The 17,643-nt window shown below is 66.5% G+C and carries 14 protein-coding genes; 5 read left to right on the plus strand and 9 right to left on the minus strand.

Annotated elements, in window-relative coordinates; all coding sequences use genetic code 11:
- Positions 1-7: 7 nt before the first annotated feature.
- Positions 8-1,033, plus strand: a complete 1,026-nt coding sequence (locus tag AC6LJY_RS13525; RefSeq protein WP_046805897.1) for a diguanylate cyclase — start codon at positions 8-10, stop codon at positions 1,031-1,033.
- On the opposite strand, the gene AC6LJY_RS13530 is transcribed toward AC6LJY_RS13525, so the two are convergent.
- On the minus strand, positions 1,030-1,290 hold the full coding sequence (locus AC6LJY_RS13530; RefSeq protein ID WP_498136162.1) for a hypothetical protein: 261 nt from the start codon (positions 1,288-1,290) through the stop codon (positions 1,030-1,032). The two genes, AC6LJY_RS13525 and AC6LJY_RS13530, sit on opposite strands and share 4 nt — an antisense overlap.
- Positions 1,291-1,453: 163 nt before the next feature.
- Here AC6LJY_RS13530 and AC6LJY_RS13535 point away from each other — a divergent pair, with 163 nt between their 5' ends.
- Positions 1,454-2,737, plus strand: coding sequence for a cystathionine gamma-synthase family protein (locus AC6LJY_RS13535; protein WP_314363778.1), 1,284 nt, complete (start codon positions 1,454-1,456; stop codon positions 2,735-2,737).
- Positions 2,738-2,778: 41 nt separating this feature from the next.
- Here AC6LJY_RS13535 and AC6LJY_RS13540 read toward each other — a convergent pair whose 3' ends face one another.
- Positions 2,779-4,299 (minus strand): MFS transporter, encoded by a 1,521-nt coding sequence (locus AC6LJY_RS13540; protein WP_104143772.1) that lies wholly within the window; start codon positions 4,297-4,299, stop codon positions 2,779-2,781.
- A gap of 140 nt (positions 4,300-4,439) precedes the next feature.
- On the opposite strand from AC6LJY_RS13540, the gene AC6LJY_RS13545 reads away from it, so the two are divergent.
- Positions 4,440-5,306: a LysR family transcriptional regulator gene (locus AC6LJY_RS13545; protein ID WP_120155235.1), complete on the plus strand. Its 867-nt coding sequence runs from the start codon at positions 4,440-4,442 to the stop codon at positions 5,304-5,306.
- A gap of 11 nt (positions 5,307-5,317) precedes the next feature.
- Here AC6LJY_RS13545 and AC6LJY_RS13550 read toward each other — a convergent pair whose 3' ends face one another.
- The 7 genes from AC6LJY_RS13550 to AC6LJY_RS13580 form a co-directional block, all read right to left on the minus strand.
- On the minus strand, positions 5,318-6,004 hold the full coding sequence (locus tag AC6LJY_RS13550) for a GntR family transcriptional regulator (RefSeq protein WP_046805930.1): 687 nt from the start codon (positions 6,002-6,004) through the stop codon (positions 5,318-5,320).
- 206 nt (positions 6,005-6,210) lie between these two features.
- Positions 6,211-7,197: a tripartite tricarboxylate transporter substrate binding protein gene (locus AC6LJY_RS13555; RefSeq protein WP_046805901.1), complete on the minus strand. Its 987-nt coding sequence runs from the start codon at positions 7,195-7,197 to the stop codon at positions 6,211-6,213.
- 88 nt (positions 7,198-7,285) lie between these two features.
- Entirely contained in the window at positions 7,286-9,217 is a 1,932-nt protein-coding gene (locus tag AC6LJY_RS13560; protein WP_314363783.1) for an acyl-CoA synthetase, read from the minus strand.
- 17 nt (positions 9,218-9,234) lie between these two features.
- Positions 9,235-10,368, minus strand: coding sequence for an acyl-CoA dehydrogenase family protein (locus AC6LJY_RS13565; protein ID WP_314363784.1), 1,134 nt, complete (start codon positions 10,366-10,368; stop codon positions 9,235-9,237).
- 9 nt (positions 10,369-10,377) lie between these two features.
- Complete coding sequence (locus AC6LJY_RS13570) at positions 10,378-11,574, minus strand: acyl-CoA dehydrogenase family protein (protein ID WP_498136163.1); 1,197 nt, start codon at positions 11,572-11,574, stop codon at positions 10,378-10,380.
- A gap of 18 nt (positions 11,575-11,592) precedes the next feature.
- The gene (locus tag AC6LJY_RS13575) at positions 11,593-12,777 is read right to left on the minus strand and encodes an acetyl-CoA C-acyltransferase (protein ID WP_498136164.1); all 1,185 of its coding nucleotides are present in this window, start codon (positions 12,775-12,777) and stop codon (positions 11,593-11,595) included.
- Between the two features lie 123 nt (positions 12,778-12,900).
- Positions 12,901-15,024 carry a 3-hydroxyacyl-CoA dehydrogenase NAD-binding domain-containing protein gene (locus AC6LJY_RS13580; protein ID WP_498136165.1) on the minus strand — a complete coding sequence of 708 codons (2,124 nt, stop codon included), beginning with the start codon at positions 15,022-15,024 and terminating at the stop codon, positions 12,901-12,903.
- A gap of 194 nt (positions 15,025-15,218) precedes the next feature.
- On the opposite strand from AC6LJY_RS13580, the gene AC6LJY_RS13585 reads away from it, so the two are divergent.
- Complete coding sequence (locus AC6LJY_RS13585) at positions 15,219-16,148, plus strand: LysR family transcriptional regulator (RefSeq protein WP_485131873.1); 930 nt, start codon at positions 15,219-15,221, stop codon at positions 16,146-16,148.
- A gap of 60 nt (positions 16,149-16,208) precedes the next feature.
- Positions 16,209-17,588 carry an AI-2E family transporter gene (locus tag AC6LJY_RS13590; protein ID WP_498136166.1) on the plus strand — a complete coding sequence of 460 codons (1,380 nt, stop codon included), beginning with the start codon at positions 16,209-16,211 and terminating at the stop codon, positions 17,586-17,588.
- The last annotated feature ends 55 nt before the right edge of the window (positions 17,589-17,643 follow it).

The raw sequence follows: 17,643 nt of genomic DNA on the forward strand, positions 1-17,643 counted from the left end.
ACTTACCATGCACCCACCTTTCGACAGCGCAGCCTCGGCCGACCTGAACGCGCACGCAGCCATGGTGCTGCTGGTTGACGATCAGGTGATGGTCGGCGAAGCGATCCGGAGGGCGCTGGCCACGGAAGGGAACATCGATTTCCACTATTGCTCGGACCCGTACAAAGCGCTGACGGTGGCGATCCAGACGCGACCCACCGTGATCCTGCAAGACCTGGTGCTGCCGGGCGTGGACGGGCTGAGCCTGGTCAAGGAATACCGCAGCCATCCGGTGACGCGCGACATTCCCATCATCGTGCTGTCCACCAAGGAAGACGCAGCCATCAAAAGCGCCGCGTTTTCCGCCGGCGCCAATGACTATCTGGTCAAGCTGCCGGACGCCATCGAACTGGTGGCGCGCATCCGCTATCACTCGCGTTCGTACCTGGCGCTGGTGCAGCGCGACGAGGCCTACCAGGCGCTGCGCCAAAGCCAGCAGCAGCTGCTGGAAAGCAATATGGAGTTGCGCCGCCTGACCAATTCGGACGGGCTGACGGGCCTGGGCAACCGCCGGTATTTCGATGAATACCTGAATGCCGAATGGCAACGCGCGCGTCGCGACCAACGCGAAATCAGCATGTTGATGATTGATGTGGACCACTTCAAGGCCTACAACGACACCTATGGCCACATCGCGGGCGACGAGGCGCTCAAGCGCGTGGCCAACACCATCTTCGCCAGTTGCGACCGGTCCACCGACCTGGCCGCCCGCTTTGGCGGCGAAGAGTTTGCGCTGGTGCTGCCGGGCTCGCCGGCGGGCAGCGCCAGACTGGCGGCCGAGAAACTGCGGCGCGCCGTCGAGGCCATGCAGATTCCGCAAAAGGACACGGGCTCAGGCCCTTGGCTGACCGTCAGCATCGGGACGGCCACGGCCATTCCGGTGGCCGACCAACCCTGCACCGACCTGATCCAGGTGGCCGATCGCGGCCTTTACCAAGCCAAGCGCGACGGCCGCAACCGCGTCGTTCCCGGGCAGATGCAAGCGCCGGCCTAGGCGCCGCGACAGGGGAAGCGGGGTTGACGACTTCGCTTCATGCGCGCAAGGTCTCCAGGCGCGGTAACCGTTTCCAGCAGGGCGAGGCCGATAGCGACACCGCTCGGCCAGCTCGGCGTTAGCTCGGCCTGCTCGGCCTGCTCGGCCTGCTCGGCCTGCTCGGCCTTGCTGAGCCGGCCATCTTCCTGACGGATTTTCACGGTTTTCCAATCGATCGCGTCCAGTTGATGTAACAAGGCAGTGTCTTTCAGGGACAAGTGCGAATGGGAAACAAAGTTTCTCATCAATATTTCGCATCAATATTTCTCATCAATATTTCTTATCAATACTGCAAGACATCCCGAGGCGGCTGGCGCTATCGTCGCAGCATGCGAAACGCGCCTGCCCGGTCGGCTGGAACCCCGAAGAAAGAGGCACACCATGACGTATTCGACTTATCACAAGAAAGATATCTTTGGCCGTCCGCTGCATGCGGAAACGCAGATGATGTCGTACGGCTACGACCCCTTCCTGTCCGAAGGGGCGGTCAAGCCGCCGGTATTCCTGACGTCCACCTTTGCCTTCCGGTCCGCCGAGGACGGCGCGGCGTTTTTCGACCTGGTGTCGGGCCGCAAACCCTTGCCCCAGGGCGAATCCGCCGGGCTGGTCTATAGCCGTTTCAACCATCCCAACCTGGAAATCGTGGAAGACCGGCTGGCCCTGCTGGACGGGTCCGAGGCGGCGGCCGTGACGGCCAGTGGCATGGCCGCGATCAGCGCTGTGCTGATGGCCTTTTTGCGCCCGGGCGACCAATTGGTGCAATCGCTGCCGCTATACGGCGGCACCGAAACCCTGATCGCCAAGATTTTCCCGGAATGGGGTATTGGCTCGCACCCCATTCAGGACGGGCTGTCGCCCAAGCACATGCGCGCGGCGCTGGAAGCGGCGGCGGCCAAGGGGCCGGTGCGCGTCTTCTACGTGGAAACGCCCGCCAACCCCACCAACGCGCTGATCGATTTCGAAGGCATGAAAAACGAGCTGGACGCCTTCGAAACGCGGCACGGCTATCGCCCGGTTTCGGTGTGCGACAACACGCTGCTGGGGCCCATCTTCCAAAAGCCGGCCGAGCATGGCGTGGACCTGTGCGTGTATTCGCTGACGAAATACGTGGGCGGTCACAGCGACCTGGTGGCGGGCGCGGTGACGGGCAGCAAGGACCTGATCAAGAAGGTGCGCGCGATACGCAGCGCGTTCGGTTCGCAGCTGGACCCGCATTCGTGCTGGATGATTACGCGGTCGATGGAAACCGTGGTGCTGCGCATGAAGCAGGCCGCGCGCACGGCGACCAAGGTGGCGCAATGGCTGGCCGGCAACCCCTACGAAAAGGTCACGCTTTTTCATCCCGAGATGATTGCGGATCGCACCTATCAGGAAGTCTACAAGCGGCAGTGCACGGGGCCTGGCTCGACGTTTGCGTTCGTGCTGGACGGTGGCCGCGAACGCGCCTTCCGCTTCATCAACGCGCTGCATCTGTTCAAGTCGGCCGTGAGCCTGGGCGGCACGGAATCGCTGGTGTGCCATCCCGCGTCCACCACCCATTCCGGCGTGCCGGCCGCCGAACGCGAGGCGGCGGGCGTGTCGGAAGGGCTGATCCGCATTTCGATCGGGCTGGAGCACGAAGAAGACCTGATCGCGGACATGGACAACGCGTTTCGCACGCGCTGAGCGCTTGGATGCTTATGGGACAGGGGACGGGTTGCGCCACCTTAAGCAGCCGCCGCCTGCCGCCGCGACCGGTTCAGCAGCACGAACGCGGCGGTGGCCACCAGCATGACCGTGGCGGTGGCGATGACCGCGGCGTAGCCCGTGTCGAACGCCGTCCGGGCCAACTCGGTCAGCGTGGCTGCCAGGTCGGTGGGCAGGCCTTCGGCCACGATCAACGCTTCGTCCAGGCTGTCGCGCAGCGCGGGGGCCGCCGCCAGCGCCGGCGGCACGTCCAGCGTGTTGGCGTACACGCCCGACAGGATGGACCCCATCAACGTCACGCCCAGCGCACCACCCAGCTCGTACGACACTTCCTCAATCGATGCCGCCATGCCCGCGCGTTCCGGCGTGGCGCTTTGCATGATGGAGCTGGACGCCGCAGTCATCGTTGCACCGATGCCCAGGCCCAGCACGCTCAGGCTGACCATCTGCGGCAGCACGGCGCCGTCATAGCACAGCAGGTACGCGCCCATGCCCGCCGCCGAGACGGCCAGCGACAGGAACATCAGCCGAGGTCCGCGCACGTAGGCCAGCAGCCATCCCGCCACGGGGCCGGCCACGAAGGCGGCCAGCGGCAGCGGCAGGATGAACAGCGCGGCCTGGATGGGCGACATGCCCAGCACCAGTTGCAAGCGCTGGCTGAAGACCAGTTCCAGGCCCAGCAGCGCGGCGCCGGCGAACAGCGCGGCGGCGACCCCCGAGCTGAAGGTGGCGTTGCGGAAGATGGCAAAGTCGATCAACGGATAGGGCCGGCGGCGCTGGCGGCGCACGAACACCGTCAGCATGGCGACCCCGGCCACGCAGGCCAGGCCCGCATGCAGCCACGACGTGGACGCGCGGCCCAGTTCCTTTAGCGCATAGGCGCACAGGATCAAGCCGGCCATGACTTGCAGCGACCCGGTCAGGTCCCACGGCCGCGCGGTGGCGGGGCGGCTGGCCGGAATCAGCCGCCAGGCCAGCGGCAGCGCCAGCAGCACAATCGGCACGTTGATCAGGAACACCGACCCCCACCAGAAATGCTCCAGCAGCACTCCGCCCACCACCGGCCCCAGCGCCGCGCCGCCCGAGGCCACCGAGGCCCAGATGCCGATCGCCACGGCGCGCTCGCGCTCTTGCGCGAAAGTCAGCCGGATGATGGACAGCGTGGCGGGCATCATCATGGCGGCGCCCACGGCCAGCAGCACGCGCGCCGCGATCAGCGGGGCGGCGGCCGGCGAATACGCCGCTGCCAGCGAAGCCACGCCGAACACCACCAGCCCCATCATGAACAGACGCTTGTGGCCCAGCCGGTCGCCCAGCGTGCCCATGCCCAGCAGCAGGCCCGACACCACCAGGCCATACACGTTCACGATCCACAATTTTTCCGACGCGGTGACGCCCAGCTCGTGCGTCAGCCGGGGCAGGGCGGTGTACAGCACCGTCATGTCCACCACGATCAATAACAAGGCGATGGACACAATGCCCAGCACCAGCCAACGGCGCGGATCGGCCGTGGCGACAGCGTTCGAATGAGTCCGCTGCATAGTTCTACTCCTTTGAATCCACGCTTGGGTTGTTGCGCCGCAAGGGCGGCTGCCAAGCGCAAGGCACGCATTATCTATCTGTTTATTTGCCCTAAAAAGTTTGATTCCATCTATAAAATAGATGAATTAAGGAGGCGCTCATGCAATGGACCCTGGACCAACTTCGGCATTTCGTCGCGGCGGCCGACGCCGGCTCTTTCTCGGCGGCGGCGCGCGGGCTGGGGCGGGCACAGTCCGCCATCAGCACCTCGGTGGGCCTGCTGGAGGCGGATCTGGGTGTGGAACTGTTCGACCGGTCGCGCCGCAACGCCACCCTGACGCCCGCCGGCGAAGTCATGCTGCAAGAAGCGCGCGAACTGCTGCGGCAGGCCGGCGGGCTGGACCAGCGGGCGCTGTCGTTTGCCGCCGGGCAGGATGCGCGCCTGTCGATCGCGCTGGACGAAGCACTGCCGTATCAGGTGCTGGGCGCGCTGGTGGTCGAAGTGGCCGACCGCTTTCCCGCCCTGGAATTAACGCAGCTGAACGGCACCGCCACCGAGGTGGCCGACTACGTGCAGCAAGGCCGCGCCAGCCTCGCGTTCCACTTTGACCGGGGCGACCCGGGCAGCGCGTTCGCGCACCGTTACCTGGGCAATGTGGCGCAGGCGGTGTTCGTGGCGTCGGGGCATCCGCTGACCGAACTGGCCGAGGTCACGCGCAGCGATCTGGCCCGCTATCGGCAACTGGTGATGCAGATGGAAGGGGTGGAAGAGGTGGTGCTGAGCCCGACGGTGTGGCGCACGGACAGCTTCTACAGCATCGCCGGCATGGTGGCGGACGAGCTGGGCTGGGCGATCCTGCCGCTGAACATCGCGGAATACGAAAGCTTTCGCCGCACGCTGGCGCGCGTGCCGTGCGCGGGCCTGTCCTTGCCGATGCTGTCGGTGCGCGCGCTGTGGCTCCAAGGGGCGACGCTAAGCGCGACCGAGGTTTGGTTGCAGGAACGGATGGGGCAATTGCTGGGGTGATGCCAGCCCGGCTAGCTAAGCAACGCCGTCACCAGATCGCTGCCGCCCTGGCTGTCGTCGGTGAAGTTCAGCGCTGTCTGCACGTGTTCCAGATGCTCGTCCATCAGCGCGCAGGCGCGTTCGGTGTTGCCCGCGCGGGCCGCCTCGATGAAGGCGTGGTGCTCTTGCGACGAGCAACTGGCGTCGTGCGAACTTTGGTACAGCACGGTAATCACGGCACTGCGCGCCGACAGTTCGCGCAGCATGCCGGTCAGCACCGAATTGCCCACGGCTTCGGCCAGCAGGATGTGGAAATGGCCCAGCAGCTGGTTGCGCTTTTGCACGTCGCCGGCTTCAAGCGCCGCGCGTTCTTCTGCCAGATGGGCGTCAATGCGGCGGTAATCGGCAGCCGTGGCGCGCGCCACGAATTCCTTGGCCAGGGCGGCTTCCAGGATGCGGCGCACGGCGTAGACCTCGCGCGCTTCGTTCGCGTCGGGCTTGCTGACGAACGCGCCCTTGTCCGGAACGATATTGATTAGCTTGTCCTTGGACAGCATCAGCAGGGCGGCGCGGATCTTGGTGCGGCTGACCTTGTAGACCCGCGCCAGCGCCTCTTCGCGCAGCCGGGTGCCGGGCGGAAGCTTGTGCGCCACGATGGCGGCGGAAACTTCGCGGGCAATATCGTCGGCGCTGGGGTCTGTGGAAACTTCCTGGGTCATGGGACGCGGCTGCGGCGGCCGCAGGGCAAAATCTTCGGGCAGCCAGTCTATCAAAAAGCCGGACAGGAAAGACAAACATTTTTTGCATACAAAGCGCGGATGCAAAACCGGGTCCGGGCGCGCGTTGTGCTTCCATACCCATTGCCCCCAAAGGCCGCCATACCGCGGTGCGCGCAGCCTTATCCCCCGCGCGCACCGCCCAGGCGTCAGTCCTTGGCCATCAGACCCAGGTATTCGATCAAGCCCTTTTCCTTCACATAGGTCGCCTGCGCCCACGCCTTGTAGTCTTCGCTGTTGCGATAGGCCGGCTCCTGGTTCAGCTGCTTCATCACGTCCATGCTGGCCTGGTCGAACAGCGCTTTCTTGAACGCATCGTGCAAGGTCTTGACCACGGCCGGGTCCATGCCCTTGGGGCCGGCCAACCCATATGGTGACGTGGACACGACCTTGTAGCCCAGCTCTTGCGCCGTGGGCACGTCGGGCCAGCGCGTGGTGCGCTTTTCGCCAAAGGTCACCAGCAGCCGCATCTTGCCCGAGTCCACGAACTGGTCCCAGCCCGTGGCGTCGCTTTGCGCCATGACGTGGCCGCCCAGCAGCGCCTGCTGCATGTCGGCGTTGCCCTTGAACGGCACGTGGTTCAGCTTGACCTTGGCGTTGATGGCGATTTCTTCAATCAACAGATGCGGCGACGAGCCGATGCCCGTGGAGCCGTAGTCGATGGTGCCCGGCGCCTTGCGAGCCGCCTCGATGTATTCGTTAAACGTCTTGTACGGCGAATCCGAGCGCACGGTGAAGCCGAACGTATAGCCCGACAGCCCGATGATGAAGCTGAAGTCGTTGATCGGGTCCCAGCTGCTTTTCTGCATGTAGGGCATGCGCAGCATAGCCAGCGTGTACAGCGCGATCGTGTAGCCGTCGGGCTTGGCGGTGCGCGCCATGGTGGCCGTGCCCAGCGTGCCGCCCGCGCCGGGACGGTTTTCCACGATGACCGGTTGCCCCAGATATTTGGACGCGTCCTGCGCCACGATGCGCAGGTGGCGGTCGGTCGAGCCCCCGGCCGGGAACGGCACGATCAGGGTGATGGGCTTGGTGGGAAAAGCGGCTTGCGCGCTGGCGGCCAGCGGCACGGCGGCGCCAACGGCGGCAAGCAGCAATGCGCCCAGGCAGGCGCGGCGCAAAGGCATCTTCAGCATGGGTTGTCTCCTGTGGTGTTGTTGTGGTGTGTTGTGGTCGGTCGTCGGTCGTCGGTTGTCGCTGAAAGGGCGGGGGGGCGGCGTCGGTTCAGTCGCGCAAGGCCACCTTGACCGGCAATCGCGCCAACGCCTCGCGCAGCTGCTCCTTCAGCGGCGCGGGCGCGTCGGCGTCCGCCTGGACGGCGACATCCGGTTGTGCATCGGCCAGCACGCGGAAGATCTTGCTGTCTTCCGTCAGGCCGGCCGCTTGCAGGGTGCGCGCCACCACGGCCTCTACCGAGACGGCAGTGGCCAGGCGGCGCAAATCGGGTTTGTAGATCTTGCCCACATTGGTCATGGGCATGGCGTCCAGCACGATCACGCGCTTGGGCCGCGCCGGGCCTTCGTCCACATGGGCGGCGGCGTAGGCAACCAGTTCGGCCTCCGTGACCTCGGCGCCCTCCATCAGCGTGACGAAGGCCACGGGCAACTCGCCGGCGTAGGCGTCCGGCGCGCCGACCGCCGCGCACAGGTGCACGCCGGGGTGCGTGGCCAGGGCGTCTTCGATGGTCTTGGGATCGATGTTGTGGCCGCCCCGGATGATCAGGTCCTTGGCGCGGCCTTGCAGGTGCAGCCGGCCTTCGTCGTCCATGAAGCCGACGTCGCCGCTGATCAGCCAGCCGTCTTCCGTGAAGGCGCGGGCGGTGTCTTCCGGGTCCAGAAATCCGGGGATCACATTCGGTGCCTTGAACAGCACCATGCCCGGCGTGCCGGGCGGCAAGTCGCGCGCGGCCTGGCCCGAGGGCACGTCCAGCCCCACGATGCGCACCTGCACGTAAGGCAGCGGGTAACCCACGCAATTGACCGGAAACACCGAGCCGGGCGGGGTGATGGACGATATGCCCGCCATTTCCGTCATGCCCAGGCTTTCGTTTACCTGCAAGCCGAACAGCCGCTTGAAGCGCGCGGCCAGTTCAGCGGGCAAGGGCGCGGCGCCCGTGCGGCAATAGCGTAGCGATGAGATATCCGCGCCGGCCAACGGTATGTCGGCCAGGGCCGCCAAAATCGTCGGCACGCCTTGCAACGAGGTTGCGCGGTGCTTTTCCACCAGCCGCCAGTAGTTGCGCAGCACCTCGCGGTTGCGCAGCAACATGGGCGTGGGGATAACGGTTTCCACGCCCGCCGACAAGGCCGCCAGCGACGCCGGCAACACGCCCGCCACGTGAAAAAGCGGATAGCCGTTGATGACCACGTCCGTCGGTCCGGCGTTCTGCAACTGCACGGCGGCCCAGGCAGTGAAGACCTGGTTGGCGTGCGTGTGGATGGCCAGCTTGGGTGCACCGGTGGTGCCGCCCGTGTGGAAATACGCCGCCACGTCGCTGGCGCGAATAACGCGTTCGCTAAGCAGGCGGCTGGCGGGCTGCGCGGACCGGTTGGCGTTGAAGTCCAGCGCGTAATCGGGCAGGGCGGGCCGGTCGGACAGCGCTTCGGTGTGGGGCGCCACGCGCAGGATCGTCTGCAAGGTCGGTACGCGGTCGCGCAGGCGCAGGGCCTTGGTCCACATCTCGCATTCGGCCTCGGCGCCGTAGGCGATCAGCACCTTGGCGCGCGCCGCCGTCATCAGGGACGCGAGCTTGTCTTCGGTCAGCATCGGGTTCAGCGGCTGGACGATGCCCGCCGCCTCGCCGCCCCACAGCGCCAGGTGGTATTCCAGGCAGCCGGGCAGCATGACCGCCACGGCGTCATCCGCGCGCACGCCCAGGTCGTGCAGCAGGTTGGCCGTCTGGTGGATGCCGGCCAGCAAGTCGCGGTAGCTCCAGCGGATGGCCTCGTCGTCCGGGTCGGCGGATCGCAGGAAGGTCAGCGCGGTCTTGTCGCCGAAGGCCGCGGCCGAGTTGCGGAAGATCTCGTAGGTGCTTTGCACCGTCAGCGTTTCCGCCAGCGGCCGCGCTTGCAGGCGCTGTACGTCGGCGGCGCTGCGCACGGGGAACGGCGCCGAGAATGGGGGCGACAGGGGCGGGGCGGCGTGGGCCTGCGTCATGGTGTGCCGGCCTCCGTTCACGCCTGTGCCAGCGCGATGTAGCGGCGCAGGTGGTGGTCTTCGTCGCCCAGTTGGTGGTCGATCATGACGAGGCGCTTGGCGTAGTGGGCCAGCGGCAATTCCCAGGTCATGCCGATGCCGCCATGCAGCTGGATGCTTTCTTCGGCCACCAGCGTGCCGATGCGGCCGATGGTGAACTTGGCGGCGGACAGCGCGCGTTCTCGGGTGGCGCGGTCCGGGTGGTCCAGCGCGGCGGCGGCGTTGATGACGGCCGAGCGCGCCTGTTCAATTTCCAGCAAGACATCCGCCATGCGGTGCTGCAAGGCCTGGAAGCTGCCGATAGGCGTGCCGAACTGGCGCCGCGTGCGCAAGTATTCCAAGGTGGCGTCGCGGGCGCAGTCCATCGCGCCCACGGCTTCGGCGCACAGCGCCAGGATGCCGCGCCCCACGGCGCGTTCCAGCACCGCATGGCCCGCATCCACATTGCCCAGCAGCGCCTCGTGGCCCAGCTTGACGTTGTCCAGCGTGACTTCGGCCGCGCGCCCGCCGTCGATCAAGCCATAGCCGCGCACGCCCAGCCCGGCCGTGCCCGCGCTGACCAGGAACAGGCTGATGCCCGCTTCGTCGTCTTGCGCGCCCGATGTGCGCGCCGACACCAGGAACAGGTCGGCATGTTCACCCGCCGTGACAACGGCCTTGGCGCCGTTCAGTACCCAGCCGTCGCCTGACCGTTCGGCGCGCGTGCTGACGCGCGACAGTTCGTAGCCCGAGTCCGGTTCGGCCTGCGCCAGCGCGGCCGTGATGCTGCCCGCGATCAGGCCATCCACCGCTTCGCGCTGGGCGGGCGTGCCGGTCGCGGCAATCGCGCTGCCCACCATCAAGGCGTCCAGAAAGGGTTCAACAACCAAGCCGCGCCCCAAGGCCTCGAAGACGACGGAGATATCGAAGCCCGCGCCGCCCAAGCCGCCGTCGGCTTCGGTGAACAAGGCGCCGATCGCGCCCAGCTCGGCATAACGGCGCCAGAACTGCTCGCTATAGCCTTGAGGCGATTGGGCATTGCGTTCGCGGGTCGCAAAGTCGTACTGCTCGGTGACAAAGCGGCGCAGCATGTCGGAAAGCATGCGCCGGTCTTCGGTGTGTTCAAAGTTCATGGCCGGCCCTTACAGTCCCAGGATCATCTTGGAAATGATGTTCTTTTGAATTTCGTTGGAGCCGCCGAAGATCGACAGCTTGCGGTTGTTGAAGTACTGCGCGGCGGCGCTGTCGGCGCCTTCGGGGCCGATGGGGGCGGCGTCATAGCCGTCATGCAGCGCTTCGGGCACGAAGGGGCGCGCGTACGGGCCCATCGCGCGGCGGTTCAACGCCGTGATTTCCTGGCGGATCTGCGTGCCGCGTATCTTCAGCATCGAGCTTTCAGCGCCCGGTGCACCGCCGCCCGCCACCGCCGCCACCACGCGCAGGTTGGTGGTGCGCATGTTGGCCAATTCAATTTCCACGCGCGCCAGTCGGGCGGCAAAGTCCGGGTCTTCGGCCAGCGGGCGGCCGTTCTTTCTTTGCTTGGCGGCCACGGCCTTCAAGCGTTCCAGCGCGGCGGTGGACTGGCCCACGCCGGCAATGTTGGTGCGTTCGTAGGTCAGCAGGTACTTGGCGCAGGTCCAGCCACGGTTTTCTTCGCCCACCAGGTTGGCCACCGGCACGCGCACGTCCGAGAAGAACACCTCGTTGACTTCGTGTTCGCCGTCCAGCGTGATGATGGGGCGCACTTCAATGCCGGGGCTGTTCATGTCGATCAGCAAAAAGCTGATGCCTTCCTGGCGCCGGCCTTCCTGCGACGTGCGTACCAGGCAGAAGATCATGTTGGCGTACTGGCCCAGCGTGGTCCACGTCTTCTGCCCATTGACGAGGTAGTGATCGCCGTCGCGCACCGCCGTGGTCTTGACCGAGGCCAGGTCGGACCCCGCGCCCGGTTCCGAATAGCCCTGGCACCACCAGTCGCTGCCGTCCAGGATGCGGGGCAGCCAGTACTGGCGCTGCGCGTCGTTGCCGTACTTGATCAGCACCGGCCCCAGCATGCTCAGGCCGAAGGGCACGATGCGCGGCGCGGCGGCCAGCGCGCATTCGTTGTCAAAGATGTACTTCTGCGTGGCGCTCCAGCCGGTGCCGCCGTATTGCACGGGCCAGTGCGTGGCCAGCCAGCCTTGTTCATTCAGGATGGCGTGCCACTGGACCATGTCGTCCTTGGTCAGCAGCTTGCCCAGGTTGACCTTGTCGGACAGGCGGCGCGGCAGCTTGGCCGCCAGGAACGCGCGCACGTCGTCGCGAAAGGCATTTTCTTCGGGGGTGAATTCCAGGTCCATGACGATCCTCAGGCGATATCAAGCATAGATTTCAAACAGGCCGGCCGCGCCCATGCCGCCGCCGATGCACATGGTGACCACGGCGTAGCGGGCGCCACGGCGGCGGCCTTCGATCAGTACATGGCCGGCCAGGCGCGCGCCGGTGACGCCAAACGGGTGGCCCAGCGCGATGGAGCCGCCGTCCACGTTCAGGCGGTCCATGGGGATGCCGAGTTTTTCCTGGCAATACAGCGCTTGCGACGCAAACGCCTCGTTCAGTTCCCACAGGTCGATGTCCTCGACCTTCAAGCCGTGGCGCGCCAGCAGCTTGGGCACGGCGTAGACGGGGCCGATGCCCATTTCGTCGGGCTCGCAGCCGGCAATGGCCAGGCCCCGGAACGCGCCCAGCGGGCGGATGCCGGCGCGCTGCGCCTCGGCCGCTTCCATCAGCACGCAAGCGGCGGCGCCGTCGGACAGCTGCGACGCGTTGCCGGCCGTGACGAACTGGCCTTCGCCGCGCACGGGCGCAAGGCTCGCCAGGGCTTCGTAGGTGGTGCCGGGGCGGTTGCAGGTGTCCTGGTCGACGGTGACTTCGCGTTCGCTGACCACGCCGGTGGCGCGGTCGGTGACGGACATGGTGGTGATGACCGGAATGATTTCTTCGCGATAGCGGCCGGCGGCCTGCGCGGCTTCGGTTCGCGCCTGGCTTTGCGCGGCAAAGCGGTCTTGCGCTTCGCGGCTGATGCCGTAGCGCGCGGCCACGATGTCGGCCGTTTCGATCATGGGCAGGTAAAGCTCGGGCTTGTTGGCCAGGATCCACGGGTCCATGCCGCTGACGCCGTCATCGCGAGTGCGAATCTGGGACACCAATTCCACGCCGCCCGCGATCACGGCCGGCGCGCCGTCCATCACGATGCGGCCGGCGGCCGACGCAATGGCTTGCAGGCCCGACGCGCAATAACGGTTGATGGTGGCGCCGCCCACGCTGACGGGCAGGCCCGCGCGGATGACGGCCTGGCGGCCGATGTTGCGGCCGGTGGCGCCTTCCGGGTAGCCGCAGCCGATGAAGGCGTCTTCGATCAGCGCGGGGTCGATGCCGGCGCGATCAACGGCGGCGCGCACCGCGTGCGCGGCCAGCGTGGGCCCGGCGATCTGGTTGAATTCGCCGCGCCCCGCCTTGGTGATGGGGGTGCGGGCGGTAGAGACGATGACGGCTTCGCGCATAAGAGTTCCAGTAAAAAGTAAGGAGCCGGGATCAGGCAGCCGTGCTAAGTGGCTGCGATCCGGTGCAGCGGCCCGGCGCGGCGATCCTGGGCGGCGATCGGGGCTTGCATGGATTGCCCGCGTTCAAGCGCCTTGGTTCAAGCTGGCGAAGGTGCCGCCGGATTCGGCCAGGCGAACCAGCAAGGGCGACGGCTTCCAGAACGCCGGGTCTTCTTTGGCAAAGGCGCGGATGTCGGCCAGCACCTGCGCCGCGCCCACGCTGTCGGCGTAGTGCATCGGGCCGCCGCGATGGCGCGGAAAGCCGTAGCCGGACAGAAACACCACATCCACGTCCGACGGCCGCAGCGCGATGCCTTCGTGCAGCACGTTGGCGGCCTCGTTGACCATGGCGGCCAGATACCGGCGCAGGATGTCCTCGTGGGTAAAGGCGCGTGGCGTAACGCCGGCGCGGCGGCGTTCTTCGTCGATGATGGCCAGCACCTCGGGGTCCGGCGTGCCCACGCGCGCGCCGTCGGGATATTGGTAGAAGCCCCGGCCCGTTTTCTGGCCGAACCAGCCGCGTTCGCACAACCGGTCCGGGATCTGCACATAGCGCAGCGCCGGGTCGCGGGTGGCGGCGCGGCGCTTGCGCGTGGCCCAGCCGATGTCGCCGCCCGCCAGGTCCGCCATTTGATACGGGCCCATCGGGTAGCCGAATTCCCGCGCGGCGGCGTCGATGTCATAGGGCGACGCGCCGTCTTCCATCATCATGTCGGCGGCCTGGCGGTAGACGGCCAGGATGCGGTTGCCAATGAAGCCGTCGCACACGCCGGCGCGCACCGGCGTCTTGCGCAGGCGGCGCGCCAATTCGAAGCCGGTGGCCACCGTGTCGGGGGCGGTATGTTCGCCCACCACGATTTCCAGCAGCTTCATGATGTTGGCCGGTGAAAAGAAGTGCAGGCCCAGCACGTCGGCCGGGCCGCGCGTGGCTGAGGCGATGCGGTTGATATCCAGGTAAGACGTGTTCGTGGCCAGCACCGCGCCGGGCTTGGCCACGCGGTCCAGCTGCGCGAAGACGGCCAGCTTGACGTCCATGTCCTCGAACACCGCCTCGATGATCAGGTCTGCATCGTCCAGCGCATCGTAGGTGGTGGCGCCGGCCAGCCGCGCCAGCCGCGCATCGCGTTCCTGCGCGCTGATGCGGCCGTTTTTCACCAGTCGGTCATACACCTGCGCCACGCGGGCGCGACCCCGTTCCAGCGCGGCGTCGTCCTGTTCCACCATGACCACCGGCAGGCCCGCGTCCAGCACCGACACGGCAATGCCGGCGCCCATCGTGCCGCCGCCCACCACGCCGATCTTGTCCAGGCGGCGCGGCTTGGCTTCCTTCAGTTCGGGGATTTTCGTGGTTTCGCGTTCGGAAAAAAAGGCGTGCACCAGGCCGGCGCGTTGCGGGCTGTCCAGGCATTGCAGAAACAAGGCGCGTTCGGTACGCAGGCCCTCGTCAAACGGTTGTTCGATGGCGGCGCGCACGGCTTCGACGATCTTCGCGGGAGAATACAAACCGCGCAGGGTCTGGGCGACGCGTTCGCCGGCGGCGGCGGCTTCGGCCAGGGCGGCGGCCTTGTCGGCCAGCGCGGCGGTGGCGTCGCGGCTGCGGCGCGGGCCGGCGCCCTGCGCCAACAGTTGGCGGGTGTAGGCCAGCCCGGCCGCCAAGGCGTCGTCGCCGTCGGCCAGTGTATCCACCAAGCCCGCACGCAAAGCGGCGTCGGCTGACAGGTGCTTGCCGGACAGCATCAGGTCCAGTGCCGCCGCCGCGCCAATCAGGCGGGGCGTGCGCTGCGTGCCGCCGGCGCCGGGCAACAGGCCCAGGTTCACTTCGGGCAAGCCCAGCTTGGCGCTGGCCAGCGCCACGCGGTAGTGCGCGGCCAACGCGACTTCCAGGCCGCCGCCCAATGCCGCGCCATGCAGCACGGCGACGACGGGCTTGGTGCTGGCCTCGATGTGGTTGCACACGTCGGGCAGCGCGGGCGGCCTGGGCGGTTTGCCGAATTCGCGGATGTCGGCGCCCGCGATGAAGTTCTTGCCCGCGCCCACCAACAGAATGGCGCGTACGGATGTATCGGCCTGGCCTGCCTGGATGGCGTCGGACAGGTCGCGGCGCACATCGGCGCTCAGGGCGTTCACGGGAGGGTGGTCCAGGGTGATGACCAGGATGTCTTCGTCGCGGCGCGCGTGGGCGGCGCCGGCAGTGCTGCTGTCCGTCATGGGGTCCTTGTCTCCGGTAAGGCGTCCGCCGGGGCGGCGCCTGGGCAAGCCGGTAACGGCTTATCGCTGATCGCTTGTCGCGTATCGCTGATCTCTTATTTCTTTATTCTTTCGCAGTAAAGATGTCTTGACAATGACATCTGGAATTGACACTACGGATAATAAAATTTGACAATTCCGCGCAAGGAGACACCATGGACACCAAATCCCTGACCTTGCTGGTCGATATCCTGGACGCCGGCAACCTGAGCGAAGCGGCGCGCAGGCTCAAGATGACGCGCGCCAACGTCAGCTATCACCTGAACCAGCTGGAACGGTCGGTGGGCATGCAGCTGGTGCGGCGCACGACCCGGCACGTTGAGGCCACCGAGATCGGCCTGAAGCTGTATCAACATGGCCGCAGCATTCAGGACGAGCTGGTGGCGGCGCGCGAAGCCGTCGATACGCTGGGCAAGACGCCGCAGGGCAAGGTGCGGCTGAGCGTGCCCAGTGGCTACGGGCAATTCGTGATGACGCCCTGGCTGCTGGAATTCAAGGCGGCCTATCCCGACATCGTGCTGGACGTGTTGTTCGAGAACAGCGTGGACGATCTGCTGCGCGACGAGGTCGACATCGCGGTGCGGATCATGTCCGAGCCTCCGCAAAACCTGGTGGCGCGCGAATTGGGCCTGGTGCGCTACGTGGCATGCGCGTCCCAGTCCTATGCCGACGCCCGAGGCTTGCCCGAACGCCCGGAAGACCTGGCGCAACTGCCGGTCATCAGCGCCGCCGTGATCGGCAGGCCGTTGCGGCTATCGGCGTATTACGACGGCCAGCCGCGCCAGCACGTGGTGCTGGAACCGACGGTGATTTCCCGCAACTACGCATTTCTGCGCGATGCCATCCGGGCTGGGCTGGGCGTGGGCGTGGTGCCCGACTATGTGGTGCACGACGACATTGCGCGGGGCGAACTGCTGCCGGTGCTGACACCATGGCGTTTAAGCATTTTTGGACGCGGCATGTATATGCTGTACATGCCCAACCGACACCATCCGCGCGCGATATCGATGCTGATCGAATTCATCCTGGAACGCGCGCAACGCAGTCACGAAGGTCAGGCCGGCCTGCTGGCGGTGAAGGGCTGACAAGCGCCGGGCACGATACTTGCTGACCACCTCAACCAAAAAACGGAAAGTGGGGGCGGGATGGATAGCGCGACACCGGCGAACAAGACGCCGGACAACACGCGTGACAACACGCGGGATGACACGCGGGATGACACGCGGGACGGCACGCAGGACAGCGCGCGGGACCGCACGCGTGACACCACAGTGCCTGACACGGCAGGCCGCGCAGCGGGCGCCGTCCAGGCGAAGGCCGGGGCAGTTGCGGCCGGCGCGGCCGAGCCAAAATCACCCGAAGAACGCGCGGCGGAAAAGTCGGGGCCGGATGATCGTGCCTCGGACGAAAAAGCCACGGTCCAGGACGCCGGCATCGTCCCCGAGCCCGCGCCTGACGTCACGCACGTCTGGGCCCGCGGCGCCTGTCTGACCACGCTGACCGTGCTGGCCGTGCTGTTCTCACTGAAGATGGCGCAGGAATTCATCGTGCCGGTGGTCATGGCCATCGTGGTCTCGTATGCGCTGGACCCGGCCGTCGCGCTGATGGAGCGCGTCCGCGTGCCGCGTCCCATCGGCATCGTCATCCTGATGGCCGTGATCGCCTTCGGCCTGGCGGGGCTGGTGTATGCCACGCAAAGCCAGGTCACTTCCATCGTGGACGCCTTGCCCGAGATCTCGGGCAAGATCTCGCGCACGCTGGGCGGCTTTGCCAGCGGCGACGGCTCCATCATCGAACGCATCAAGGGCGCGGCCAGCGTGCTGCAGGAAACCGGCGGCATCCCGCCCGGCCGCCAGGTTGTGGTGACGAAGTCGGACGCGGGATTCAGCGAGTTCCTGCTGTGGGGCTCCAAGGGCCTGGCCACCTTCCTGGGCCAGGCGACGATGAGCGTATTCCTGGTGTTCTTCCTGCTGCTGTCGGGCAACGCGTTCAAGCGCAAGTTCGTCAAGGTGGCGGGCAAGACCTTGTCGCAGAAAAAGATCAGCGTGCACATGCTGGACCAGATCAACAGCTCGATCCACATGTACATGGCGATGATGCTGGTGACCAATGTGGCGCTGGGCGTGCTGTCGTGGGGGGCGTTTCGGCTGCTGGGCCTGGAAAACGCCGCCACCTGGGCCGTGGTGGCGGGCGCGCTGCACATCGTCCCGTACTTTGGCCCGCTGCTGACGGCGGTGGGCACGGGGGTGGCCGCCTTGATTCAGTTCGGCGAGATCGGGCCGGCGCTTCAGGTGGCGGGCAGTTCGGTTGTGATCGCCTTGCTGATCGGCGTGCTGGTGACCACGTGGATGTCGGGCCGCATTGCCCGGATGAACTCGGTGGCGGTGTTCATGATGCTGCTGCTGTTCACCTGGTTGTGGGGCATCTGGGGCACGCTGCTGTCCGTGCCCATCGCCTTTATCGCGAAGGTGGTGGCCGACCATATCGAAGGGCTGGAGGCCGTGTCGGAGTTCCTGGGCGAATAGCGCTGTTGGTATGCTGACGCCTCGCCACGCCGGAACCGTCATGCCCGAAACTTCC

The sequence above is a fragment of the Achromobacter sp. RT286_PF genome, from assembly GCF_059760425.1.